The organism is Sphingopyxis sp. EU05-FHT14B03, from assembly GCF_058790875.1.
This window is the reverse complement of record NZ_JBYTDC010000001.1, coordinates 1,639,623-1,657,906: the sequence shown is the minus strand read 5'-3', so window position 1 is coordinate 1,657,906 and position 18,284 is coordinate 1,639,623. Positions and strand designations below refer to the sequence as shown.

At 69.0% G+C, this 18,284-nt stretch carries 16 protein-coding genes and 2 tRNA genes; 2 read left to right on the top strand and 16 right to left on the bottom strand.

Going from position 1 to position 18,284, the window contains the following annotated elements; all coding sequences use genetic code 11:
• Positions 1-17 precede the first annotated feature (17 nt).
• The 8 genes from AC3WS4_RS07870 to AC3WS4_RS07835 all read right to left on the bottom strand — a co-directional run bounded on the left by AC3WS4_RS07870 (position 18) and on the right by AC3WS4_RS07835 (position 7,385).
• Positions 18-542: a hypothetical protein gene (locus tag AC3WS4_RS07870; RefSeq protein WP_187669109.1), complete on the bottom strand. Its 525-nt coding sequence runs from the start codon at positions 540-542 to the stop codon at positions 18-20.
• Positions 539-1,240 (bottom strand): nitroreductase, encoded by a 702-nt coding sequence (locus AC3WS4_RS07865; protein WP_187142439.1) that lies wholly within the window; start codon positions 1,238-1,240, stop codon positions 539-541. The genes AC3WS4_RS07870 and AC3WS4_RS07865 overlap by 4 nt, the downstream gene beginning before the upstream one ends.
• Positions 1,227-2,096: an RDD family protein gene (locus AC3WS4_RS07860; protein ID WP_492735219.1), complete on the bottom strand. Its 870-nt coding sequence runs from the start codon at positions 2,094-2,096 to the stop codon at positions 1,227-1,229. The genes AC3WS4_RS07865 and AC3WS4_RS07860 overlap by 14 nt, the downstream gene beginning before the upstream one ends.
• Complete coding sequence (locus tag AC3WS4_RS07855; RefSeq protein WP_492735221.1) at positions 2,093-3,133, bottom strand: stage II sporulation protein M; 1,041 nt, start codon at positions 3,131-3,133, stop codon at positions 2,093-2,095. The genes AC3WS4_RS07860 and AC3WS4_RS07855 overlap by 4 nt, the downstream gene beginning before the upstream one ends.
• Positions 3,130-4,461 (bottom strand): DUF58 domain-containing protein, encoded by a 1,332-nt coding sequence (locus AC3WS4_RS07850; protein ID WP_492735223.1) that lies wholly within the window; start codon positions 4,459-4,461, stop codon positions 3,130-3,132. Before AC3WS4_RS07850 ends, AC3WS4_RS07855 begins: the two co-directional genes overlap by 4 nt.
• The gene (locus AC3WS4_RS07845; RefSeq protein ID WP_492736590.1) at positions 4,458-5,354 is read right to left on the bottom strand and encodes an AAA family ATPase; all 897 of its coding nucleotides are present in this window, start codon (positions 5,352-5,354) and stop codon (positions 4,458-4,460) included. The genes AC3WS4_RS07850 and AC3WS4_RS07845 overlap by 4 nt, the downstream gene beginning before the upstream one ends.
• A gap of 85 nt (positions 5,355-5,439) precedes the next feature.
• Positions 5,440-6,678, bottom strand: a complete 1,239-nt coding sequence (locus AC3WS4_RS07840; RefSeq protein ID WP_492735225.1) for a DUF4350 domain-containing protein — start codon at positions 6,676-6,678, stop codon at positions 5,440-5,442.
• Positions 6,675-7,385 carry a DUF4129 domain-containing protein gene (locus AC3WS4_RS07835; RefSeq protein WP_492735227.1) on the bottom strand — a complete coding sequence of 237 codons (711 nt, stop codon included), beginning with the start codon at positions 7,383-7,385 and terminating at the stop codon, positions 6,675-6,677. The genes AC3WS4_RS07840 and AC3WS4_RS07835 overlap by 4 nt, the downstream gene beginning before the upstream one ends.
• Positions 7,386-7,550: 165 nt before the next feature.
• Here AC3WS4_RS07835 and AC3WS4_RS07830 point away from each other — a divergent pair, with 165 nt between their 5' ends.
• Positions 7,551-9,752 carry a dehydrogenase E1 component subunit alpha/beta gene (locus tag AC3WS4_RS07830; RefSeq protein ID WP_492735229.1) on the top strand — a complete coding sequence of 734 codons (2,202 nt, stop codon included), beginning with the start codon at positions 7,551-7,553 and terminating at the stop codon, positions 9,750-9,752.
• Positions 9,749-10,795, top strand: a complete 1,047-nt coding sequence (locus tag AC3WS4_RS07825; protein ID WP_492735231.1) for an ACP S-malonyltransferase — start codon at positions 9,749-9,751, stop codon at positions 10,793-10,795. Before AC3WS4_RS07830 ends, AC3WS4_RS07825 begins: the two co-directional genes overlap by 4 nt.
• A gap of 194 nt (positions 10,796-10,989) precedes the next feature.
• Here AC3WS4_RS07825 and AC3WS4_RS07820 read toward each other — a convergent pair whose 3' ends face one another.
• From AC3WS4_RS07820 to AC3WS4_RS07785, 8 genes are all read right to left on the bottom strand, one after another.
• Positions 10,990-11,643 carry a response regulator transcription factor gene (locus tag AC3WS4_RS07820; protein ID WP_492735233.1) on the bottom strand — a complete coding sequence of 218 codons (654 nt, stop codon included), beginning with the start codon at positions 11,641-11,643 and terminating at the stop codon, positions 10,990-10,992.
• Positions 11,644-11,744: 101 nt separating this feature from the next.
• Positions 11,745-11,819, bottom strand: a tRNA-Glu gene (locus AC3WS4_RS07815).
• A gap of 32 nt (positions 11,820-11,851) precedes the next feature.
• Positions 11,852-11,927 (bottom strand) — tRNA-Glu (locus AC3WS4_RS07810).
• A 66-nt stretch (positions 11,928-11,993) separates the two neighbouring features.
• Positions 11,994-12,377: a VOC family protein gene (locus tag AC3WS4_RS07805; protein ID WP_492735235.1), complete on the bottom strand. Its 384-nt coding sequence runs from the start codon at positions 12,375-12,377 to the stop codon at positions 11,994-11,996.
• A 23-nt stretch (positions 12,378-12,400) separates the two neighbouring features.
• Positions 12,401-14,167, bottom strand: coding sequence for a single-stranded-DNA-specific exonuclease RecJ (gene recJ / locus AC3WS4_RS07800; RefSeq protein ID WP_492735237.1), 1,767 nt, complete (start codon positions 14,165-14,167; stop codon positions 12,401-12,403).
• On the bottom strand, positions 14,164-15,714 hold the full coding sequence (locus AC3WS4_RS07795; RefSeq protein ID WP_492735239.1) for a PH domain-containing protein: 1,551 nt from the start codon (positions 15,712-15,714) through the stop codon (positions 14,164-14,166). The genes recJ and AC3WS4_RS07795 overlap by 4 nt, the downstream gene beginning before the upstream one ends.
• Positions 15,711-16,241: a PH domain-containing protein gene (locus AC3WS4_RS07790; RefSeq protein ID WP_492735241.1), complete on the bottom strand. Its 531-nt coding sequence runs from the start codon at positions 16,239-16,241 to the stop codon at positions 15,711-15,713. The genes AC3WS4_RS07795 and AC3WS4_RS07790 overlap by 4 nt, the downstream gene beginning before the upstream one ends.
• Positions 16,242-16,266: 25 nt before the next feature.
• Complete coding sequence (locus tag AC3WS4_RS07785) at positions 16,267-18,243, bottom strand: alkyl/aryl-sulfatase (protein WP_492742695.1); 1,977 nt, start codon at positions 18,241-18,243, stop codon at positions 16,267-16,269.
• Between the last annotated feature and the right edge of the window lie 41 nt (positions 18,244-18,284).

Below are 18,284 nucleotides of genomic sequence, written 5' to 3'. Positions count from 1 at the left end.
CGCGGGGGCGACGGTCTTTAACCGCGGCAATCCTCGATCAACCGGCCGATTTCGGACTGGACCGGCAGCGTCAGCGTGCTGCCGTTGCTCGCTTCCAGCGCGAAGCGGCCGCGGCTGAAGGCGATGCGGTCGAGCCGGGCGTCGCGATTGCCGAGCGTCACGCGGCCGCCGCTCAGCCGCAGCCGGTCGGTGCCGGCGCTGGTCCTGAGATCGACGTCGAGCGTCTCGCCGGCGCCGAGCCCGGCGCCAAGCTCGATCGAACCGCCGCTGCACGCCATCGTCACCAGCGGCGACGCGACGCCCGCTTGTGCGAAGCTCGCGGTGCGGGCCGCCGCGTCATAACGCCACTCGCCGGCATCGAGGCGCCGCTCGTCCCAGGCTTTCGCGGGAGCGGGAACCGGCGCGGGGGTCGGGCGGGGTGCCGCGGCGACCGGGGTCGGCGCGGGAGCAGGCGCCGGGGTCGGCACCGCGGTGCAACTCGCGATCGCGAGCGTCAACGGCAGGGCGATGCTGTAGCGCCACCAGGCGCGTTTTCGGCTCACGATGCAAATCCCCGGAAATCGACCACTTCGTCGATGCCAACGCGCGGCACCGGCCATTGGTTCACCGCCGCATCCTCGTCGGCGTAACCGATCGCGAGCCCGGTGAACAGGATCTGGTCGTCGCCGAGCGCCAGGGTCTCGCGGATCGTCGCGCCGTACATCGCCCAGCATTCCTGCGGGCAGCTTGCCAGGCCATGCTCGACGAGCAGCAGCATCACCGACTGCAGCCACATGCCCATGTCGGACCATTGCGGCGGCCCCATGATCCGCGAGCAATGGAGGAACAGCATCACCGGCGCGCCGAAACCGGTATAATTGTTCATGAACTGGCCGAGCCGCGCCTTCTTGTCCTCGCGCGGGATGCCGAGCGCGGCGTACAGCCCCTCGCCGACCCCGAAGCGCCGCGTTTCCCACGGCTCGGTCAGCCCCTTGGGGTAAATGTCATATTCGGGTTGATGCCCCTCGCGGCCCATAGCGATGCGCGCCGCGACCGCGTCCTTGACCGCCTGCCAGTCGCTGCCCGCGAGCACTATGGCCTGCCAGGGCTGGAGATTGCCACCCGACGGCGCACGCTGCGCGGCGGCGAAGATTTCGGTCAGCAGCGCGGGGTCGACCGGCCGATCGGTAAAGGCACGCACCGAACGCCGCTTGTGCAGCGCGTCGGTCACGGGAAGGGTGGCGGTGTCAGTCGCTGGCATATTTATCCTCTCGCCGCTTGCCGAACAGCAATTTGCGTTCGAGCCGGGCTTTCAGCTGGCGGTAATAGGAGAGGAGGAAGACATCGTCCTCCTCCGCGACCGGCCGCCCGATCTTGGCGCGGATCGTGTCCGCGACCTCGCGCATGGCGCGCGCATCGCGGATACGCAAGACCCGCTCGAGCTCCTGCAGTTCGAAAATGCCATAGACCGACAGTTCGGCCTCGCTGAACGCCATCGGCCCGGCCGCCTCGGCCTCGGCGGCGATGTCATGGTCGAGCTTCGATCGCTGCGCCATCACCACCCACGTCCCGGCGATCAGGTCGCCCATCCGCATCCGGTCCTTGTTGAACAGCAGGAACAGGCTCAGCGTCAGCGACCAGGCGACCCCGGCGAACGCGGTCCAGCCCGACACCGCATCCTCGCTCGCGCCGAAGCCCAGCATCATCAGCGGCAGGAACAGTTCGAGCTCGCGGATCAGGTTGCGCGCGACCACCGCGTCGGCGGTCAGCCGGCCGCCGTCGCGCGCGACGACGCGAATCCCCATCAGGCGCTTGCCCGGCGTCGCGGCGCGCTGGCCGAGTTCGAAGCCGATGAACCAGAAGGTCCGCAGCAAGAAGAAACCGAGCAGCCAGATCATCTCGATCAGGTCGCGCGACGCGGCGGCGTCGATCCAGTCGAGGAACAGCGAGAACAGGATCATGATCGCGAGCAGGATGCCGAGGTCGACGATCAGCGCGCCGAAACGCAGCCCCGAACTCGCGATCTTGAGCTCGAGGTCGACCCCCTCGGGGGTGATGAACTGGCGGATCTTGCCTTTTTGCGCGGTCCGCATTTTCGCGTTCGCCGTGGCGCTCATGTCGCCGCGCTCCGCCGCGGGATATAATAATAGGCGAACCAGAGGAGCAGCATCACGGTGCCGATGCCATAGCGCATCACCGTGTCGGTGATCAGCTGGCGCCCGAAGCCTTCGAGCAGTCCGGCGACGAGCAGCATGATGATCACCCCGACCATCACCTTGCCCGCGGTGCGCCCGGCATCGGACGCCGCCTGCAACCGGCTGCGCGCGCCGGGAAAGACCACCGCGGCGCCGATGCGCAGTCCCGCCGCGCCCGACAAGGCGGCGGCGAACAATTCGGTGGTGCCGTGGATGAACAGCCAGCCGCCGAAATCATAGCCCAGCCCCTTGTCGGTGAACACCGCGACCATCGCCCCCAGGCTGATTCCCTGATAAAATTCGAGCATCATCGTCGGGATGCCGAAGGCGAAGCCGAGCGCGAAGGACAGGATCGACACCTGGCTGTTGTGGGTGAAGAGGAAGGTGGCAAAGACGTGCAGCGCGCCGTCTTCCTCGGACGCCGCCGCCTTGCCATGGCCGATCGTCGATTGCAGAAACTCGGCGGTCGCGCGCGGGTCGCGCCCGCCCGCCATCCCCTCGTCGACGAAGCTGTAATACCAGTCGGGCTGGCTCGACACGAGCGACCAGCTGGTGATCGCGCCGAGGATGATGATCGCCGCGATGATCAGCGTTTCTTTCCACACCGCCTGCACCGCCAGCGGCCAGTCGCGGGTGAAAAAGCGCGCCATCCGGTCGAACCGCGACTGGCGCACGCCATAGATCAGGAAATAGCCGCGCATCGACAGCGCTTCGAGGTGATCGAGCAGCGCCTTGTCGAGGCTCGTGGCGCGCGCGATCGACAGCGACGACAGGGTCGCGCGGTACAGGACCGGCAGCTGGAGCAGTTCTTCGCTCGACAGTCCTTTGGCGCCGCGCTTTTCGAGCCGGGTGAGCAGCGCGTCGAAGGCGATCCAGTCGGCCTCGCGCTCGGCGCGAAAGCGGCCGGTCGAAAAGGCGGGCGCGTCGAGCGCCGCGGCGACGGGAAGGTCGGGGATCACAGGCTGCCCTCGCGCTTGATGCCCAGATAGGCGTCGACCACCCCCGCCGTCATCGTGTCGGCGGGCACTTCGAGCACGTCGGCGCCCAGCCGCTGCAGCCGCGCGATCACCAGTTGCCGGTCGCGCAGCATCGCCGCGGCAACGTTCGACCTCGTGACGTCGGCGGCGCTTTCGGGGCGGCGTTTCTCTTCGCTCTCCAGTTCCTCGTCCTTCAGCACGACGAACAGCAGCCGGTGTTTCTTGACCAGCCGCCCGGCGGCGCGGATCATCAGGTCGGCGCTCGTCGCGTCGGTGAATTCGGTGAACAGGATGATCAGCGAGCGGCGGTTGAGCTGCGCCGAGAGGGTCGTCAGCGCGAGGGTGAAATTGCTCTCGACATGGGCATAGTCGACCAGGCTCGCGGCACGCTGCAGCGCCGGGAAATCCTGGGTGTGCATGTAAGCGGGGGTCATCGCCTGCGGCTTGGCGGCAAAGGAGAACAGGCTCACGCGGTCGTTCATCTTCAGCCCGACATAGGCGAGCAGCAGCGCCGCCGACACCGCGCGGTCGACGCGCGGCATGCCGCCGACGGGTTCGGACATCGTCCGTCCGGCGTCGATCGCCAGCACGACGCGATTGTCGCGTTCGACGCGATATTCCTTGGCGAACAGCTTCACATGCCGCGCCGACGCGTTCCAGTCGATCGCGCGCCGGTCCATGCCGGGCTGATATTCCGCCAGCGCCTCGAATTCGGCGCCTTCGCCGCGCATCCGCTGCTGGCGCAGCCCGAACCAGCTGTTGCGCTGGAACAGGCGGCGCCCTTCCTCGGTCACCGCGCGCAGGCTGGGGACGACCGCGATGTTGGTGTCGACCGCAAACTTGCGCTGTTTCCACACAAGGCCCAGCGGGCCGCGCCAGCGAATCCACAGGCTGTCGATCACCGCCTTGCCGCGCCGCGCGGCCGACAGGCTCAGCGTCCGGACGAGCGCGCGGCGTGTGCCGTCCTCGCTTTCGGCGGCGCGCATCTCGTCCGACAGCCGCCCGCCGACCGCGAGCCGCTCATCGACCGCCAGCGCGACTTCGGCATGGCGCGGCACGCCGCGCTCGCTCGTCGCGGTGAGCCTGAGGTCGAACGGATCGCCGACCCCGACCTGGTGCGGGAAACGGGTGTCGAGCGCCAGGCCGCGCGGATGGGGACCGGCGACGCCGTCGATCAGCAGGCAGGCGGTGATGAACCCGATCCAGCCCGGCGCGACAAGCCACAGCTCGGGCCGGATCAGCCCGAGCAAAAGCGCGACCGGCGCGCCGGCCAACAGCAAGAGGACCGCGCGGCGGGTCGGGTAGATCACCGAGGCACTTCCTCGCGTTCGAGCAGCGCGGCGACGACCTGTTCGACGCTGCGCCCTTCGATCTCGGCCGCCGCCGACAGGATGACGCGGTGGCGCAGCACCCCGGCGGCGAGGCGCTGGATGTCGTCGGGAATGACATAGTCGCGCCCGTCGAGCGCCGCGGCGGCGCTCGCCGCGCGCGCCAGCAGCGATGCGGCGCGCGGGCTTGCGCCGCACTCCAGGTCGGCGCTCTCGCGCGTCGCGCGGATCAGGCGGACGATATAATCGACGATCTCGTCAGCCAGCCGCACGGTCGAAATCACGTCGATCGCTTCGCCGATCGCCGCCGCGTCGGCGACCTGCGACACGCCGAAATCGGCGACCGCGGGGCTTTTGAAACGCCCGCCATGTTCGGCGACGATCCGCCGTTCCTCGGCGGCGTCGGGATAGCCGACGACCAGTTTGAACAGGAAGCGGTCGAGCTGCGCCTCGGGCAGCGGATAGACGCCCTGCTGCTCGATCGGATTCTGCGTCGCGAGCACGGTGAAGCGCGGGCTCATGACATGCGGCTCGCCGTTGATCGTCACGCGGCGTTCCTGCATCGCTTCGAGCAGCGCCGCCTGCGTCTTGGGCGGGGTGCGGTTGATTTCGTCGGCGAGCAGCAATTCGGTGAAGATCGGCCCCTTGGTCAGCGTGAAGGCCGACGTCTGGAAGTTGAACAGGTTCGACCCCAAAATGTCGCCCGGCATCAAATCGGGGGTGAACTGGATGCGTCCGAAATCGAGCCCGGTCGCGCGCGCGAACGCCTGTGCGAGCAGGGTCTTGGCGGTTCCCGGCGGCCCTTCGAGCAGGACATGCCCGCCCGCGAGCAGCGCGATCGTCACCATGCGGGTCAGCGGACCCTGCCCGAACACCGCCTTGGCGACCTCGGCGTCGATCGCGGCGCCCAAGGCCTGCACGCGCTCGATGCCCTTGGCCCCGTCTCCCTTGGCGATCGGTTCAGCTGTCACGGATTAAGTCCTTCCTGATGTCGTGCAGCGCCTGTGCGTCTGCGAGGAATTCATGATTGTTGCGCGCGAACGGCAAGCGCCGCGCGAGCGCCGAGAAAAGATTGCTGCCGGGCGGCAAATGCCGGTCGATCCAGCCGTCGGTCGCGGCGGCGTCGAGTCCCGCCGGGGCGTGGAGCCGCCGCGCAATCGCACTGCGCAGGCTCGCGACATAATCGCCCGCTCCCTCGAGCTCGCGGCCCGCCTGCTTGATCAGGTCGGCGCTGTTGGCGATCAGCGCCGCCTTCGACACCGGGATCGCGCGCTGCGGGGTCAGCGCCGGCCCGAAGCGCGCCCACGCCTGCCAGAGCGCGAACAGCCCCGCCGCGATCAGGCAGAGCGTGATGCCGATGAAGGGCGGCACGAACGCGAAGCGCAGCAGCGAGCGTCCGCCGCCGAGCCCGTTCAGCGTGACGTCGAAGGCGAGCCCGTCGGCGGCGTCGCCATCCTCGGCGATGGCGTCGATCAGCGTCACCGCGCCGCGCGCGCCGTCCGGCGTGGCAAAGGCGAAATTGTTGATCAGGTCGGGGTCGGCGAGGATGTAATAATCATGCGATTTCGCGCGTGCCAGCACCGCGCCGCCGCGCGGGCCGGCGGCGAGCGTTTCGATGTCGTCGCCGGCGACGGTCTGGACATTGGCGGGCAGCGCCACGCTGATGTTCCGCCCGGCGAGCCAGGCGGGCGCGGGCGCCGCCGCCGCCTTCTCGGCGCGGATGTCGACCTTGCCGAAATGTTCGGACGGCAACAGCTTCGACGGCGGCACGATGGGATAGCCGCCGCTGACCCAGCCCGGCTTGGTGTCGGTACCGCGAAGCCGCCCTGCCCGCCATTTGGGCAGGACGATCAGCACCGGTGCCCCGCCGGCGCCGTCGATCAGTTCGGCGATTTCCTCGGGGCGCGTCTGGTGCGTCGGGGTCAGGACGACCAGCGGCTCGTAATCTTCATAGACATAGGGCTTGGTGCTGCGCCGCACGTCGACCGATGCGCCCGCGCGCTCGACCAGGTCGACGATCCCGGCATAGCCCGGTGCCGCCTTCGACAGCGCATGGCCCTTGCCGTCGTTGCCGCTGCCGATCTGCGGCCCCAGCGCGATCAGCGCCCACAGCGCGATGAAGGCGACGATGCCCAGCACGACGATGCCGGCCATCAGCCGCGGGTTGAAACTGGTCTCGCCGGTTGCATTATCGCTCATGTGCGGATCCAGTTTCGCGGCACCGTCATCTCGGCATAGGCGCTGCGGCACTGTTCCCAGGCGCCGGCGTCGATCGCGCGGCCGCCGAACAGGCTGATCTCGACCGCGCGCGCGATACGGCTGAACGCCTCGCGCGCCACCCCGGGCAGGTCGGTCGCCGCGGCAAGGTCGCGCGAGGTCATCGCCGGCTGGACCAGCCCCGGGCGGCGATCGCTGATATCGGCGACGCTGCGATAGAGCAGCAGGTGGACCGCCTCGGCATAGCGTCCCGCCGCCGCCAGTTCGTCGGCCTCGCCGAGCAGGATGCGCGCCGCGCCGGCCTCGGCATGGCCGGCCAGATCGGCCTCGTCGGCGAGCGCCTGGCGTTTGCGGCGATAGCGCAGGTCGTCGACCCATTGGGCAAAGGCGGGGACGAACAGATAGAGCAGCAGCAGCACGAGCAGGATGCCGCCGATCCACAGCAAGGGCTCGCCGAGCGGCGACAGCCAGTCGAACAGGCTGCGGACCGCATTGCCCAGAGTCTTCAGCCATTCGGGCGTGTTCGGGGGTGGCGGCGGCGGCGGGAAAGCGGTCTGGATCGTGTCGCCGGCCATCGTCTGGGTATAGCCCGGCGCGACGAGTTCGGGATCGACGAGCCAACCCCCGGTCGCATCGGCGTTCGGCGGCTGCGCGGCGGCCGACGCCTGGGCGATCCACAGCGATATCATGTTGAAATAATGCTTCCGCCCCGGTGGATCATTGCGACAAGTGGTAGCGCGCCCGCGGTCGCGATGGCAAGAGATGCTTGCATAGGCAAACGCGCCATCATAGCGCGCCGCGATGGCGCGCTATGATGGTTGCACCGGTAACGATGTCATGATGGGAGGATCCGGGTGGACGCGGCTCAGGCGGTACATGAAAAATTCCTCGCCGCGCTGGCCGACGGACGCCTGCCCGACCGCGCCGATGCGCCGGACCCCGCGACGGCCGGCCTGTCGCGCGCCGGGGCGACCGACATTTTCCTGTCGCAGCTCACCAGCCGCCAGATGGACCGGCTCTCGCGCCATCTGCAGGCGCGCGCCGAGGGTTTCTACACGATCGGCTCGTCGGGGCATGAGGGCAATGCCGCGGTCGCCGCGGCGCTGCGCGTCACCGACATGGCGTTTCTTCATTATCGCTCGAACGCCTTCCAGCTCCACCGCGCGCGCGCGGTGCCGGGGCAGACTCCGACCTGGGACATGCTGCTCAGCTTCGCCGCCTCGTCCGAGGACCCGATCTCGGGCGGCCGCCACAAGGTGATCGGGTCGAAACCGCTCAACATCCCGCCGCAAACCTCGACGATCGCCTCGCATCTGCCCAAGGCGGTCGGCGCCGCCTTCTCGATCGGCATCGCGCGGCGACAGGGGCTGAAGGACCTGCCGCTGCCCGACGACGCGGTCGTGCTCGCCAGCTTCGGCGACGCCTCGGCGAACCATTCGACCGCGCAGGGCGCGTTCAACACCGCCGGCTGGACGGCTTTCCAGGGTTCGCCGATGCCGCTGATCTTCCTGTGCGAGGACAATGGCATCGGCATCTCGACCCGCACCCCGACCGGCTGGATCGAGGCGCAGTTCCGCCACCGCGCCGGGCTGCACTATATCCAGTGCGACGGCACCGACCTCGCCTCGGCCTATGCCGGCGCCAGCGAGGCCGCCGACTATGCGCGCCGCTTGCGCAAGCCGGTGTTCCTCCACATGGCGACCGTCCGCCTCTATGGCCATGCCGGGTCGGACGTGCAGGGTGCCTATCTGCCGAAAGCGCTGATCGAGTCCGACGAGGCGCGCGATCCGTTGCTCAAGGGCGCGGCGCTGCTGGTCGAGCATGGCTGGATGACCGCGTCCGAGATCGCCGACGCCTATGAAGAGATCGGCGCCACCCTCGCGCGGCAGGCCGAAGCGGCGATCCTGCGCCCCAAGATCACCACGTCCGCGCAGGTGATGGACAGCATCGTCCCGCCACGGCGCGACATGGTCCGTGCGAACACCCCCTCGGACGACGATCGCAAGGCGATGTTCGGCAGCGACGCCGGCCAGATGGACAAGCCGCAGCATATGGCACGGCTCTTGAGCTGGGCGCTCGCCGACCTGATGCTCGCGCACCGGGAAATCGTCGTCGCGGGCGAGGATGTCGGGCCGAAGGGCGGGGTCTACAACGTCACCGCCAAGCTCCACCAGCGCTTCGGATCGTCGCGCGTCGTCAACACATTGCTCGACGAACAGGCGATCCTCGGCCTCGCGATCGGCATGGCGCATAACGGTTTTATCCCGATGCCCGAGATCCAGTTCCTCGCTTATGTCCATAATGCCGAGGACCAGATCCGCGGCGAGGCGGCGACTTTGAGCTTCTTCTCGAACGGCCAGTACACCAACCCGATGGTCATCCGCATCGCGGGGCTCGGCTATCAGAAGGGTTTCGGCGGCCATTTCCACAACGACAACAGCCTCGCGATCTTCCGCGACATCCCCGGCGTCATCCTCGCGGTGCCGTCGAACGGCCGCGACGCCGTGCATATGCTGCGCGAATGCGTCCGGCTTGCGCGTGAAGAGCAGCGCGTCGTCGTGTTCGTCGAACCGATCGCGCTCTACATGACCCGCGACCTCCACGAAGAGGGCGACGGCCTGTGGACCAGCGTCTACGAAGCCCCCGGCGACGGCGTGCCGATCGGGCTCGGCGACGTCGGCGTCCATGGCGACGGCACCGACCTCGCGATCGTCACCTATGGCAACGGCACCTATCTCTCGCGGCAGGCCCAGAAACTGCTCGCCGCAGATGGGGTGAAGGCGCGCGTCATCGACCTGCGCTGGCTCGGCCCGGTCGACGAGGACAAGCTCGTCGCCGCGGTCGGCGATGCGAAGCGCATCCTGATCGTCGACGAATGCCGCATCACCGGGTCGCAGAGCGAGGCGCTGATGGCGACCTTCGTCGAACGCACCCCGGAGAAAAAGCTGAAGCGCATCGCCGCCGACGACAGTTTCATCCCGCTCGGCCGCGCGGCGACGCTCACCCTGCCGAGCCGCGATTCGATTGCCGCCGCCGCGAAGGAGCTGCTGGCATGAGCGCGCGCCGGACCGCCCTCGTTATCGCCCCCGGCCGCGGCACCTATGGCAAGGGTGAACTCGGCAGCATCGCCCGGCTCCACGGCGCGCGCTTCGGCGGCATCATCGCCGATTTCGACGCGCAGCGCGCCGACCGCGGCCAGCCGACCGTCAGCACCCTCGATGGCGCCGAGCGCTTCAGCGTCGCGACGCATATGCGCGGCGATGTCGCGGCGCCGCTCATCTACACCGCCACCGCGCTCGATTATCTGAGCATCGACCGCGAGAAATATGACGTCGTCGCGGTCGCGGGCAATTCGATGGGCTGGTACAGCGCGCTCGCGCTCGGCGGCGCGGTGTCGGTCGCCGACGGCTTCCGTATCAGCAACGCGATGGGCCTCAACAGCCAGACCCACGGCCCCGGCGGGCAAATCCTGCTGCAGGTCGTCGATGAGGACTGGCGCCCCGTCCCCGGCCTTCGCGACCGGTTGCTCGATCTTGTCGCGTCCATCGACGCCCGTCCCGGCCACGCGCTCGCCTTGTCGATCGACCTCGCCGGCATGCTCGTCCTTGCGGGCAATGAAGAAGGCCTCGCCGCGCTGCTCGCCGAAGCGCCGCCAACTCCCGGCCGCGACCCCTTGCGCCTCGCCGGCCACGGCCCCTTCCACACCCCGCTGATGTTCGGCAGTTCGGACAAGGCGAAGGCCGAACTGCCTGTCGGCCTCTTCGGCGCGCCTGCGATCCCGATGGTCGACGGTCGCGGCCATATCTGGCGGCGTTTCGCCAGCGACCCGGCTGCTGTGTGGGATTACACCTTCGGTCACCAGATTCTCGCGCCCTATGATTTCGCGCTGTCGGTGCAGGTCGCGGTCAAGGAGTTCGCCCCCGACGTTGTCATCCTGCCCGGCCCCGGCGACACGCTCGGCGGCGCGATCGCGCAGGCGCTGATCGGCATCGGGTGGCAGGGGATCGGCGGCAAGGCCGACTTCATGGCGCGCCAGGCGGCGGACCCGATCCTGCTCTCGATGGGCCGCGCCGAACAGCGCGCGCTGGTGACCGGCTAGGGGGCATCGGCGGGGCACCGACCGGTTGGGGCCGACCGGGGGGTCTCCCGGCCGGCCCGCCGATGGAAGCGGCCTGGTGGGGCCGGCCGCGCGGAGCGAACGGCGCCGCCCCTAGGGACCAACGAAAGGGCGATGCGCCGTTCAATCCTCTTCTACGGATGCGCCCGCAAGAATTTGACCGCGCCGGGCGGCGATCATGCTCCGAAACGGAACGAATTTTCCGCTGTGTCGCGGCCCGATTCGGCGATGAAGCGCAGTCGCAGCAGTTCGGCGATGCTCCCCGCCTCGGCGCGGCGCATGATGTTCGCGCGGTGAACCTCGACCGTGCGCGGGCTGAGCGCGAGCCTTCGGGCGATCGCCTTATTGCCCAGCCCCGCCGCGATCGCGTCCAATATATCGACCTCGCGCGGGGTCAGCGCCGCGAGCCGCGCCGCGGCGGTGCGGCGCATCAGGCGGTCGCGCTGGCAAAGCTGCCAGTCGCCGAACGCGGGGTCGAGGGTGCGGTGCACCAGCCGCGGGTCGAGCGGCGCGGGCAACAGGTCGAACGCCCCGCCGCGCAGGATCACCCGCGTTTCGTCGAGGCTCAGCCGCTCGGCGGCGACAAAGGCGGTGATGTCGGGGCGCGTGGCGACGTGGGCGAGCAGCGCGCTGCCGCTCGTCGGCCCCGGCTGGCGCCAGTGAAACAGCAGCAGGCCGCCGCCATGGTCGGCCTCCGCGCCCAGATAATCGTCGGCGCTGGCAAAGCTTCGCACCACCCGCGCCGCGCCGGCGGCGAGGACACGAAAACAGGCGGCCCGTTCGATGGGGTCCGGCAGCACCAGATGGATTTCGCCCTGTGTCTCGCTCACGCCGTCGGTGCTGCCGGTGGCGCGCCGACAAGCCCAGCGAAAATCCCGCGGCTTTGGCGCCGACATGGAGCGATTGGATGAAGGAGGATGCCGGTGGTCTTTGGTGACCCCTACGGGAATCGAACCCGTGTTTCAGCCGTGAGAGGGCCGCGTCCTAACCGCTAGACGAAGGGGCCGCGCATGCCGGTTCGGCATGAAGACCGAAAGATGGTGACCCCTACGGGACTCGAACCCGTGTTTTCGCCGTGAAAGGGCGACGTCCTAGACCGCTAGACGAAGGGGCCGTCGTTCGGTGAAGCGGCGCATTAGCCGCGCATGTCCCCATGGTCAAGGACTCTATCGGCGCTTCTTCAACCATGCCGCTTATGGCACACGGCCTGCAGCTTGTTGCCCTCGGGATCGCGCACATAGGCGCCGTAATAATCGGCATGATAGTGCGGGCGCAGCCCCGGCGGACCGGCGTCGCTGCCGCCATTCGCCAACGCCGCGGCGTGGAAGGCGTCGACCGTCGCGCGGTCGGCGGCGACGAAGGCGAGGTGGCTGCCGTTGCCGGCGCTCGTCGGCTGGCGGTCATAGGCGGGGCCGATGAACAATTTGGGGCCGGTGGGGGTGCCATAGCCCTTGGCCGCGCTCTCGCGGACCAGTTCGGGATGGCCGAGCACCGCCATGATCGCATCGTAAAAGGGTTCGGCGCGGGCGAAATCGTCGATGCCGAGCGTGGTGTGGCTGTACATGACCGCTTCCCTCTCTGACGTCCCTAATCGGCCCAGGCGGCATCCTCCAGATGCAGCTCGGCGGCGGGGCGGCTGCCCCAATCGTCGCGCTTTGCGCGCCCCGCGAGCCATAATTTGCGCCCGCGAGCGTGCAGCAATGTCTGCCCCAATTCGGTTTCGGCGCTGCGAAAGGCGATCGCCTTGAACCTTGCACCGTCGTCGCCCGACACCGTCAGGCGGACATGGTCGGTGCCGACGATGCTCGCCTCGACGATTCGCACCGGCCCGGTCGCGACGCGCGGCGCCGGCCAGCCCGCGCCATAAGGCCCGGCGCTCTCGATCGCCTCGCACCACAAAGGCGATATCCCGCGCGGCGCAAGCACCGCGTCGATCAGCAATGCGCGGTCGCCGCTCGCGCGCTCGACATCGGCGGCGAGCCGCTCGTTGAGGAAGGCGCCGAGCGCGTCGAGCTTGCCGGCCTCGACGGTCAATCCCGCCGCCATCGCATGACCGCCGCCCGCGACCAGCAGGCCGCTCTCCTTGGCGGCGAGGATCGCGGCGCCAAGGTCGACGCCGTTGATCGAACGCCCCGACCCCTTGCCGATACCGTCCTCGCCCAGCGCGATGACGATCGCCGGCCGGCGGAGCTTCTCCTTCAGCCGCCCCGCGACGATGCCGATCACCCCGGGGTGCCACCCCTCGCCCGCGACGATCGCGACCGGCGCGTTGGCGGCGCGCTCGCTCATCGCCATCGCCTCGTCGAGCACCCCTGCCTCGATCGCGCGGCGCTCCTCGTTCAGGCGGTTGAGTTCCTGCGAAATGTCGGCGGCTTCCTGCGGGTCGCTCGTCGTCAGCAGCCGGACCCCGAGGTCCGATTTGCCCACGCGCCCGCCGGCGTTGATTCGCGGGCCGAGCGCGAAGCCCATGTCGGTCGCGGTCGGCGCCTTGGTCAGCCGCGCCGCGTCCATCAGCGCCGCCAGCCCGATATTGCCGCGCCGCGCCATGATCTTCAGCCCCTGCGTCACCAGCGCGCGGTTGAAGCCGGTCAGGCGCGCGACGTCGGCGACGGTGCCGAGCGCGACGAGATCGAGCAGGTCGAGCAGCGCCGGTTCGGCGCGCCCGGCGAAGAAATCGCGCCCGCGCAGCACGCGCAGCAACGCCGCGCCGAGCAGGAAGGCGACCCCGACCGCCGCCAGATTGCCGTGCACCGCCGCATCGGGCGCCTCGTCGAGCCGGTTCGGGTTCACCACCGCGAAGGCGGCGGGCAGGGTGGTCGCGCATTGATGATGATCGACGATGATCGTCTCGATCCCCGCGGCATTGGCCTCGGCGATCGCTTCGAACGCCTGCGCGCCGCAATCGACGGTGACGACCAGCTTCGATCCCGCCTCGCCGATCCGGACCAGCGCCGCGCCCGACGGGCCATAGCCCTCCATCAACCGGTCGGGGATATAGGCGCCGACCGGGACGCCGAGATCGCGCAGCAGTCGCACGAGCAGCGCCGCCGAGGTCGCGCCGTCGACGTCATAATCGCCGAAGATGGTGATCGCCTCTTGTCGCTCGACCGCGTCGGCGAGCCGCGCGGCGGCTTCGTCCATGCCCTTGAACAGCGCCGGGTCGGGCATGAAGCCGCGTAGCGTCGGCGCGCGCTGGCGCTCGAGGTCGTCGCGCGGCACCCCGCGCGCGAGCAGCAACTGGGTGACGAGGTCGTCGGGCGCGAGGTTTTCGGACGCCATGTCGGCGCTCGCGCGGCGCCAATGCCATGGCTGCCCGGCGATCGAGCGCGTGATACCCAGAGCGGTGTCGGTCATGCCCGTGCCTTGGCGGTCAGGATGCGCGCGCGCAACGCCTGCGCCACGCCGAGCGGGATCGCGGGGATTTCATGGCTGGCCAGCGAACTGCCGCCCGGCACCCCGAACACCAATGTCGCGAGGCCGAGCGGGCGCAGGATGAAGTCGGTCTTGAGGTCGGCGCTCTGCACCGACGCGTGCGGCAGCAGCGTGGTCTTGGGTTTCCACATCCCGCGCCGGATCGCGATCTGCTCGCCGAGGTCGATCCAGCGGTGGAAGCGCGCCGCGAACAGCGACCCCAGCGCGATCAGGACGCCGATCACCGGCCCCAGCCAGCCGAGCGGCTGCCCGAACGACACGGCGGTCAATCCGCCGATCGTGGCGCCGGTCGCGCCGACGAAGCCGCCCAGCGCGACGATGCGATGGCTGTGCTGCCAGTCGGCGTCCTCGGCGGCGCGCGCGATCGCGATTTCGGCGAGGACCGGGTCGATGTCGGCGAGCTGCGCAAAGGGGACGACCTGATGGTCCTTCTCCTTGCCGCCGTCGCTCGCGAGGCTTTGCAGCCGCAGTTCGTGCCAGCCGAAGCGCCGCCGGAACCAACCGGTGACGAGGATCGCCGCCTGCACCCGGCGCACCGGGATCGCGACGTCGGTGCGCGTCGTCAGCCCGCGGGTGCGGCGCAGCGAGCGCGGCTCGCGGGTCAGGTGGAACCCCCAGTTTGCCAGCAGCATTGTCGCGATACCGCTCGCGAAACCGATGAACAGCAGCGAGATCAGCGCGCCGAGCCCGGCGATCCAGCGGTGCGCGATCACCCACTGGTCCAGCCCATATTGGCCGGCGATGTCGATCCAGTCGCGCGGGTCGAAGACATTGAAGTCGAACGGCAGCAGGCCGTCGAAAAACTGCATGCCCGCGCCGACCACGGCGAGCGCGGCGAGCGAGAAGTTGAACAATCCGGCGAGCAGCAACCGGCGCGGCCCCATCGCGAACAGCAGCCGGTCTTCGCCCGCCGTCGCGGTGACCGCCGGATCGGCCGATGCCGCGGTGGGCGCTGCGGCGGCCGGTTCGCTGCGATGCGCGCGGATGGTCGTGCGCAGCGCCTGCGCCGCGTCGAGGCCGATCGCGTCGAGATTGGCCTCATTCTCCTTGCCCGCGCCGCCCGCGCCGGTCTCGAACCCGACCTTGGCGATGCCCAGCGCGCGCGCGACCAGCCCCTGTTCGATGCCGACGTCCTGGATGCGGTCGAAGGGGATGGTGCGGTGCTGGCGCGACAATACGCCGCTTTCGATGACGATCTCGTCGGCGCCGACGAGGAAGCGGAAACGCAGCCATTTGAGCCAGGCGGAAACGAGCGAAAGGACCAGAAAGGCGAGGATCGCGGGGACGATCCACACCCAGTTGCCGGTGAAGCCGAGCGCCGCGACCGCGGGCAGGAAGTTCAGGCTGCGCGGCCCCAGCCTGACGATCGCCAGCGCCAGCGTCGCCGGGTGCAGCCGCTGCCAGTCGGCTTCGGCTTCGGCGGCCGGGGCCGCGGGGGCTGCAGGGAGGGCGGCGACGCTCTCGCTCATGCGAAGTCGGTCTGGATATGGCGGCGGATCGTCTCGCGCATCGCGGCGGCGAGGTCGGCGGGCAGCCCGGGCAGGGTGACCGTGCTGTTGTGCGTCCCCGATGTGTGGACGATCAGGTGCGACAGCCCGAACCAGCGCTCGACCGGCCCCTGACCGACATCGATATGCTGGACGCGGACAAAGGGCACGATCGTGTCGGTGCGGAACAGCCAGCCGCGCGCGACGCGCAGCTGCCCCTCGCCGATCTTGTAGCCCCAGCGCGATACGCGCCGCGATGGAAAGCTGATGATGACGATCACCGCGATCAGCCAGGCGAGCGCGGTGATCAACCCGTACGGCCCCTCCAGATGGCGGATCAGCAGCGCGTCGAACACGCTCGCGCCGATCGCCAGCGGCACCAGGTTCATCGCGGTTGTCACGCGCAGCACATGGCCATAGCGCGGATCGACCGGGTCGAGCCCCTCGGCGGCGTTGATCGCGTGCGGATCGAAGGGATCGGTCGGGTGGGCAGCAGCGATGTCGGTCATGATCCTCCGTTAGTCGGTCAGGCGCTCAAGGGACAACTATATTGAAACGCGGGTCGGCGGGCGGGTGGAGCGCGAACCAGCTCAAAAACGCCATCCGGTCGCCGTCGATTTTGATCGCCCCCGATTGCAGCAGCGCGGGAAATTGCGCCTGGCCCAGCATGACATCGTCCAATGTCTTGCGGTCGATGGTGATCGTCGCGGTCGGCGCCGGGTCGGTGATGCCGTAACGCGGGAATTCGACCCCGCCGCCGACGCTGATCGCGACCGCCTCCTTGCTGTCGGGCAGGACGAACTGGAAGGTGCCGCTCAGCCCCGATCCTTTCGCGGCGTCGAAGCGCGTCGCGAGCGCGTCGAAGAACACCGCGGTCGGGATCGCGCTGACGAAGCTGCGGCTCTGGCCATTGCCCGACGCGGCTTCGACCGCATTGCCGCGCAGGCTCGCGGCGGCGGCGAGATAATAGTTCCGCCACGCCCCCGATTCGGCCTGATAGCCGAGCTGGTCGTAAGCCGACGCGAGCGCCGCGCGCGCATCCTTGTTGTCGGGCTGGGCAAAGACCAGCTTGTTCAGCAATTCGGCCGCCCAACGATACTCGCCCGCCGCGATCGCCGCCTTGCCCGATGCCAGCAATTTATCCGCCCCGCCCGCCAGCGCGACATATTTGGGCGCCGATTGTTCGGGCGGGATCGGGTTGAAATTCGCCGGATTGCCGTCCCACCAGCCGAAATAGCGCTGATACGTCGCCTTCATGTCGTGGTTGAGGGTGCCATAATAGCCGCGCGTCGAAAAATCGCGCGCCTGCACCGGCGCCTCGGCGGTCGCGTCGGCGAGCTCGTGCAGCGTCGCGCCGCGATTGGCGAGAAACAAAGTGCGGTCATGGACATAACGATAGGCGTCGCGCTGGTTGGTCAGCAGGCTGCTCACCTCGCCCGCGCCCCATGTCGGCCAATGGTGCGACGCCAGCGCGACCTCGGCCTTGCCGCCCCAGCGCAGCAGCGCCGCGTCGATCACCTTCGACCAGCGCAAGGCATCGCGGACCTGCGCCCCGCGCAGCGTCAGCACATTGTGCAACGTGTGGGTGACGACCTCGGTCGTATGCAGCGCCTTATAGGCGGGGATATAGAAGACGAACTCGGACGGCGCTTCGGTCCCGCCCGCGTCGAGAAACTCGAAGACCAGCCCGTCGATCGTCAGCGTGTCGCCCTTTTCGCTCACCGTCTCAGTCGGCTCCATATAGCCGATCGTCCCCGACGACAGCTTCGGCCCCAGTCCGGTGTCGACCTGTCCCGCCGGCCCCGGCGCGAGGATCGACCCGAACATGTACAGCGCGCGCCGCCCCATCGCTGCCCCCGCGAGGACATTTTCCGACGTCGCTTCCTCCGAAAAGCCGTGCGGCGCGATGATGCGGATCTTGTCTTTCTTCACCCGTTCGGGGGTGACGATCCCCCCGACCCCGCCGAAATGGTCGCTGTGGCTGTGGCTGAAGATCACCGCCTTGATCGGCAGCTTGCCCGATTTCGCCTCGACGGTGTCGGCGAACAGCTTCCACCCCGCGGCGGCGGCTTCCTCGGACAGCAGCGGGTCGACGACGATCCAGCCCGACTTGCCGCGGATGATCGTCATCACCGAAATATCATAACCGCGAATCTGCCAGATCTGGCCCGGCACCACCTCGAACAACCCGTGCACGGCATCGAGCCGCGCCTGCCGCCACAGCGACGGGTTGACGGTATCTGGCGCCTCGGCGCTGTTCAGAAAGGCATAGGGGCGGCGGTCCCAGACGATCTTGCCATCCTTGCCGGTGATCAGCGCCTCGGGGATTTCGGCGAGCTTGCCGCGCGTCGCATTCGCCATGTCGCGCGGGTCGTCGAGCGGCAGGCGCGCCGCCAGTTCGGCCTGCGCGGTGCGGGTGGCCTCGCTCGCGGCATCCTGTGCGGTGGCGGTCAGCGGCAGGCCCGCGGCGAGCAGCAAGGCGGTCAATCGGCGCATATCATCGTCCCCCATTTTTGGGGGCAGCTTGCGCCGCGTGCCCGCGCTTGGCAAGC

What these genes read in the sequence shown, in the direction of transcription:
- AC3WS4_RS07865 (WP_187142439.1), bottom strand. Translation starts at nt 1,240, where the DNA reads ATGCCAGCGACTGACACCGCCACCCTTCCCGTGACCGACGCGCTGCAC.
- AC3WS4_RS07860 (WP_492735219.1), bottom strand. Translation starts at nt 2,096, where the DNA reads ATGAGCGCCACGGCGAACGCGAAAATGCGGACCGCGCAAAAAGGCAAG.
- AC3WS4_RS07840 (WP_492735225.1), bottom strand. Translation starts at nt 6,678, where the DNA reads ATGAGCGATAATGCAACCGGCGAGACCAGTTTCAACCCGCGGCTGATG.
- AC3WS4_RS07835 (WP_492735227.1), bottom strand. Translation starts at nt 7,385, where the DNA reads ATGATATCGCTGTGGATCGCCCAGGCGTCGGCCGCCGCGCAGCCGCCG.
- AC3WS4_RS07825 (WP_492735231.1), top strand. Translation starts at nt 9,749, where the DNA reads ATGAGCGCGCGCCGGACCGCCCTCGTTATCGCCCCCGGCCGCGGCACC.
- AC3WS4_RS07805 (WP_492735235.1), bottom strand. Translation starts at nt 12,377, where the DNA reads ATGTACAGCCACACCACGCTCGGCATCGACGATTTCGCCCGCGCCGAA.
- recJ (WP_492735237.1), bottom strand. Translation starts at nt 14,167, where the DNA reads ATGACCGACACCGCTCTGGGTATCACGCGCTCGATCGCCGGGCAGCCA.
- AC3WS4_RS07795 (WP_492735239.1), bottom strand. Translation starts at nt 15,714, where the DNA reads ATGAGCGAGAGCGTCGCCGCCCTCCCTGCAGCCCCCGCGGCCCCGGCC.
- AC3WS4_RS07790 (WP_492735241.1), bottom strand. Translation starts at nt 16,241, where the DNA reads ATGACCGACATCGCTGCTGCCCACCCGACCGATCCCTTCGATCCGCAC.
- AC3WS4_RS07785 (WP_492742695.1), bottom strand. Translation starts at nt 18,243, where the DNA reads ATGGGGGACGATGATATGCGCCGATTGACCGCCTTGCTGCTCGCCGCG.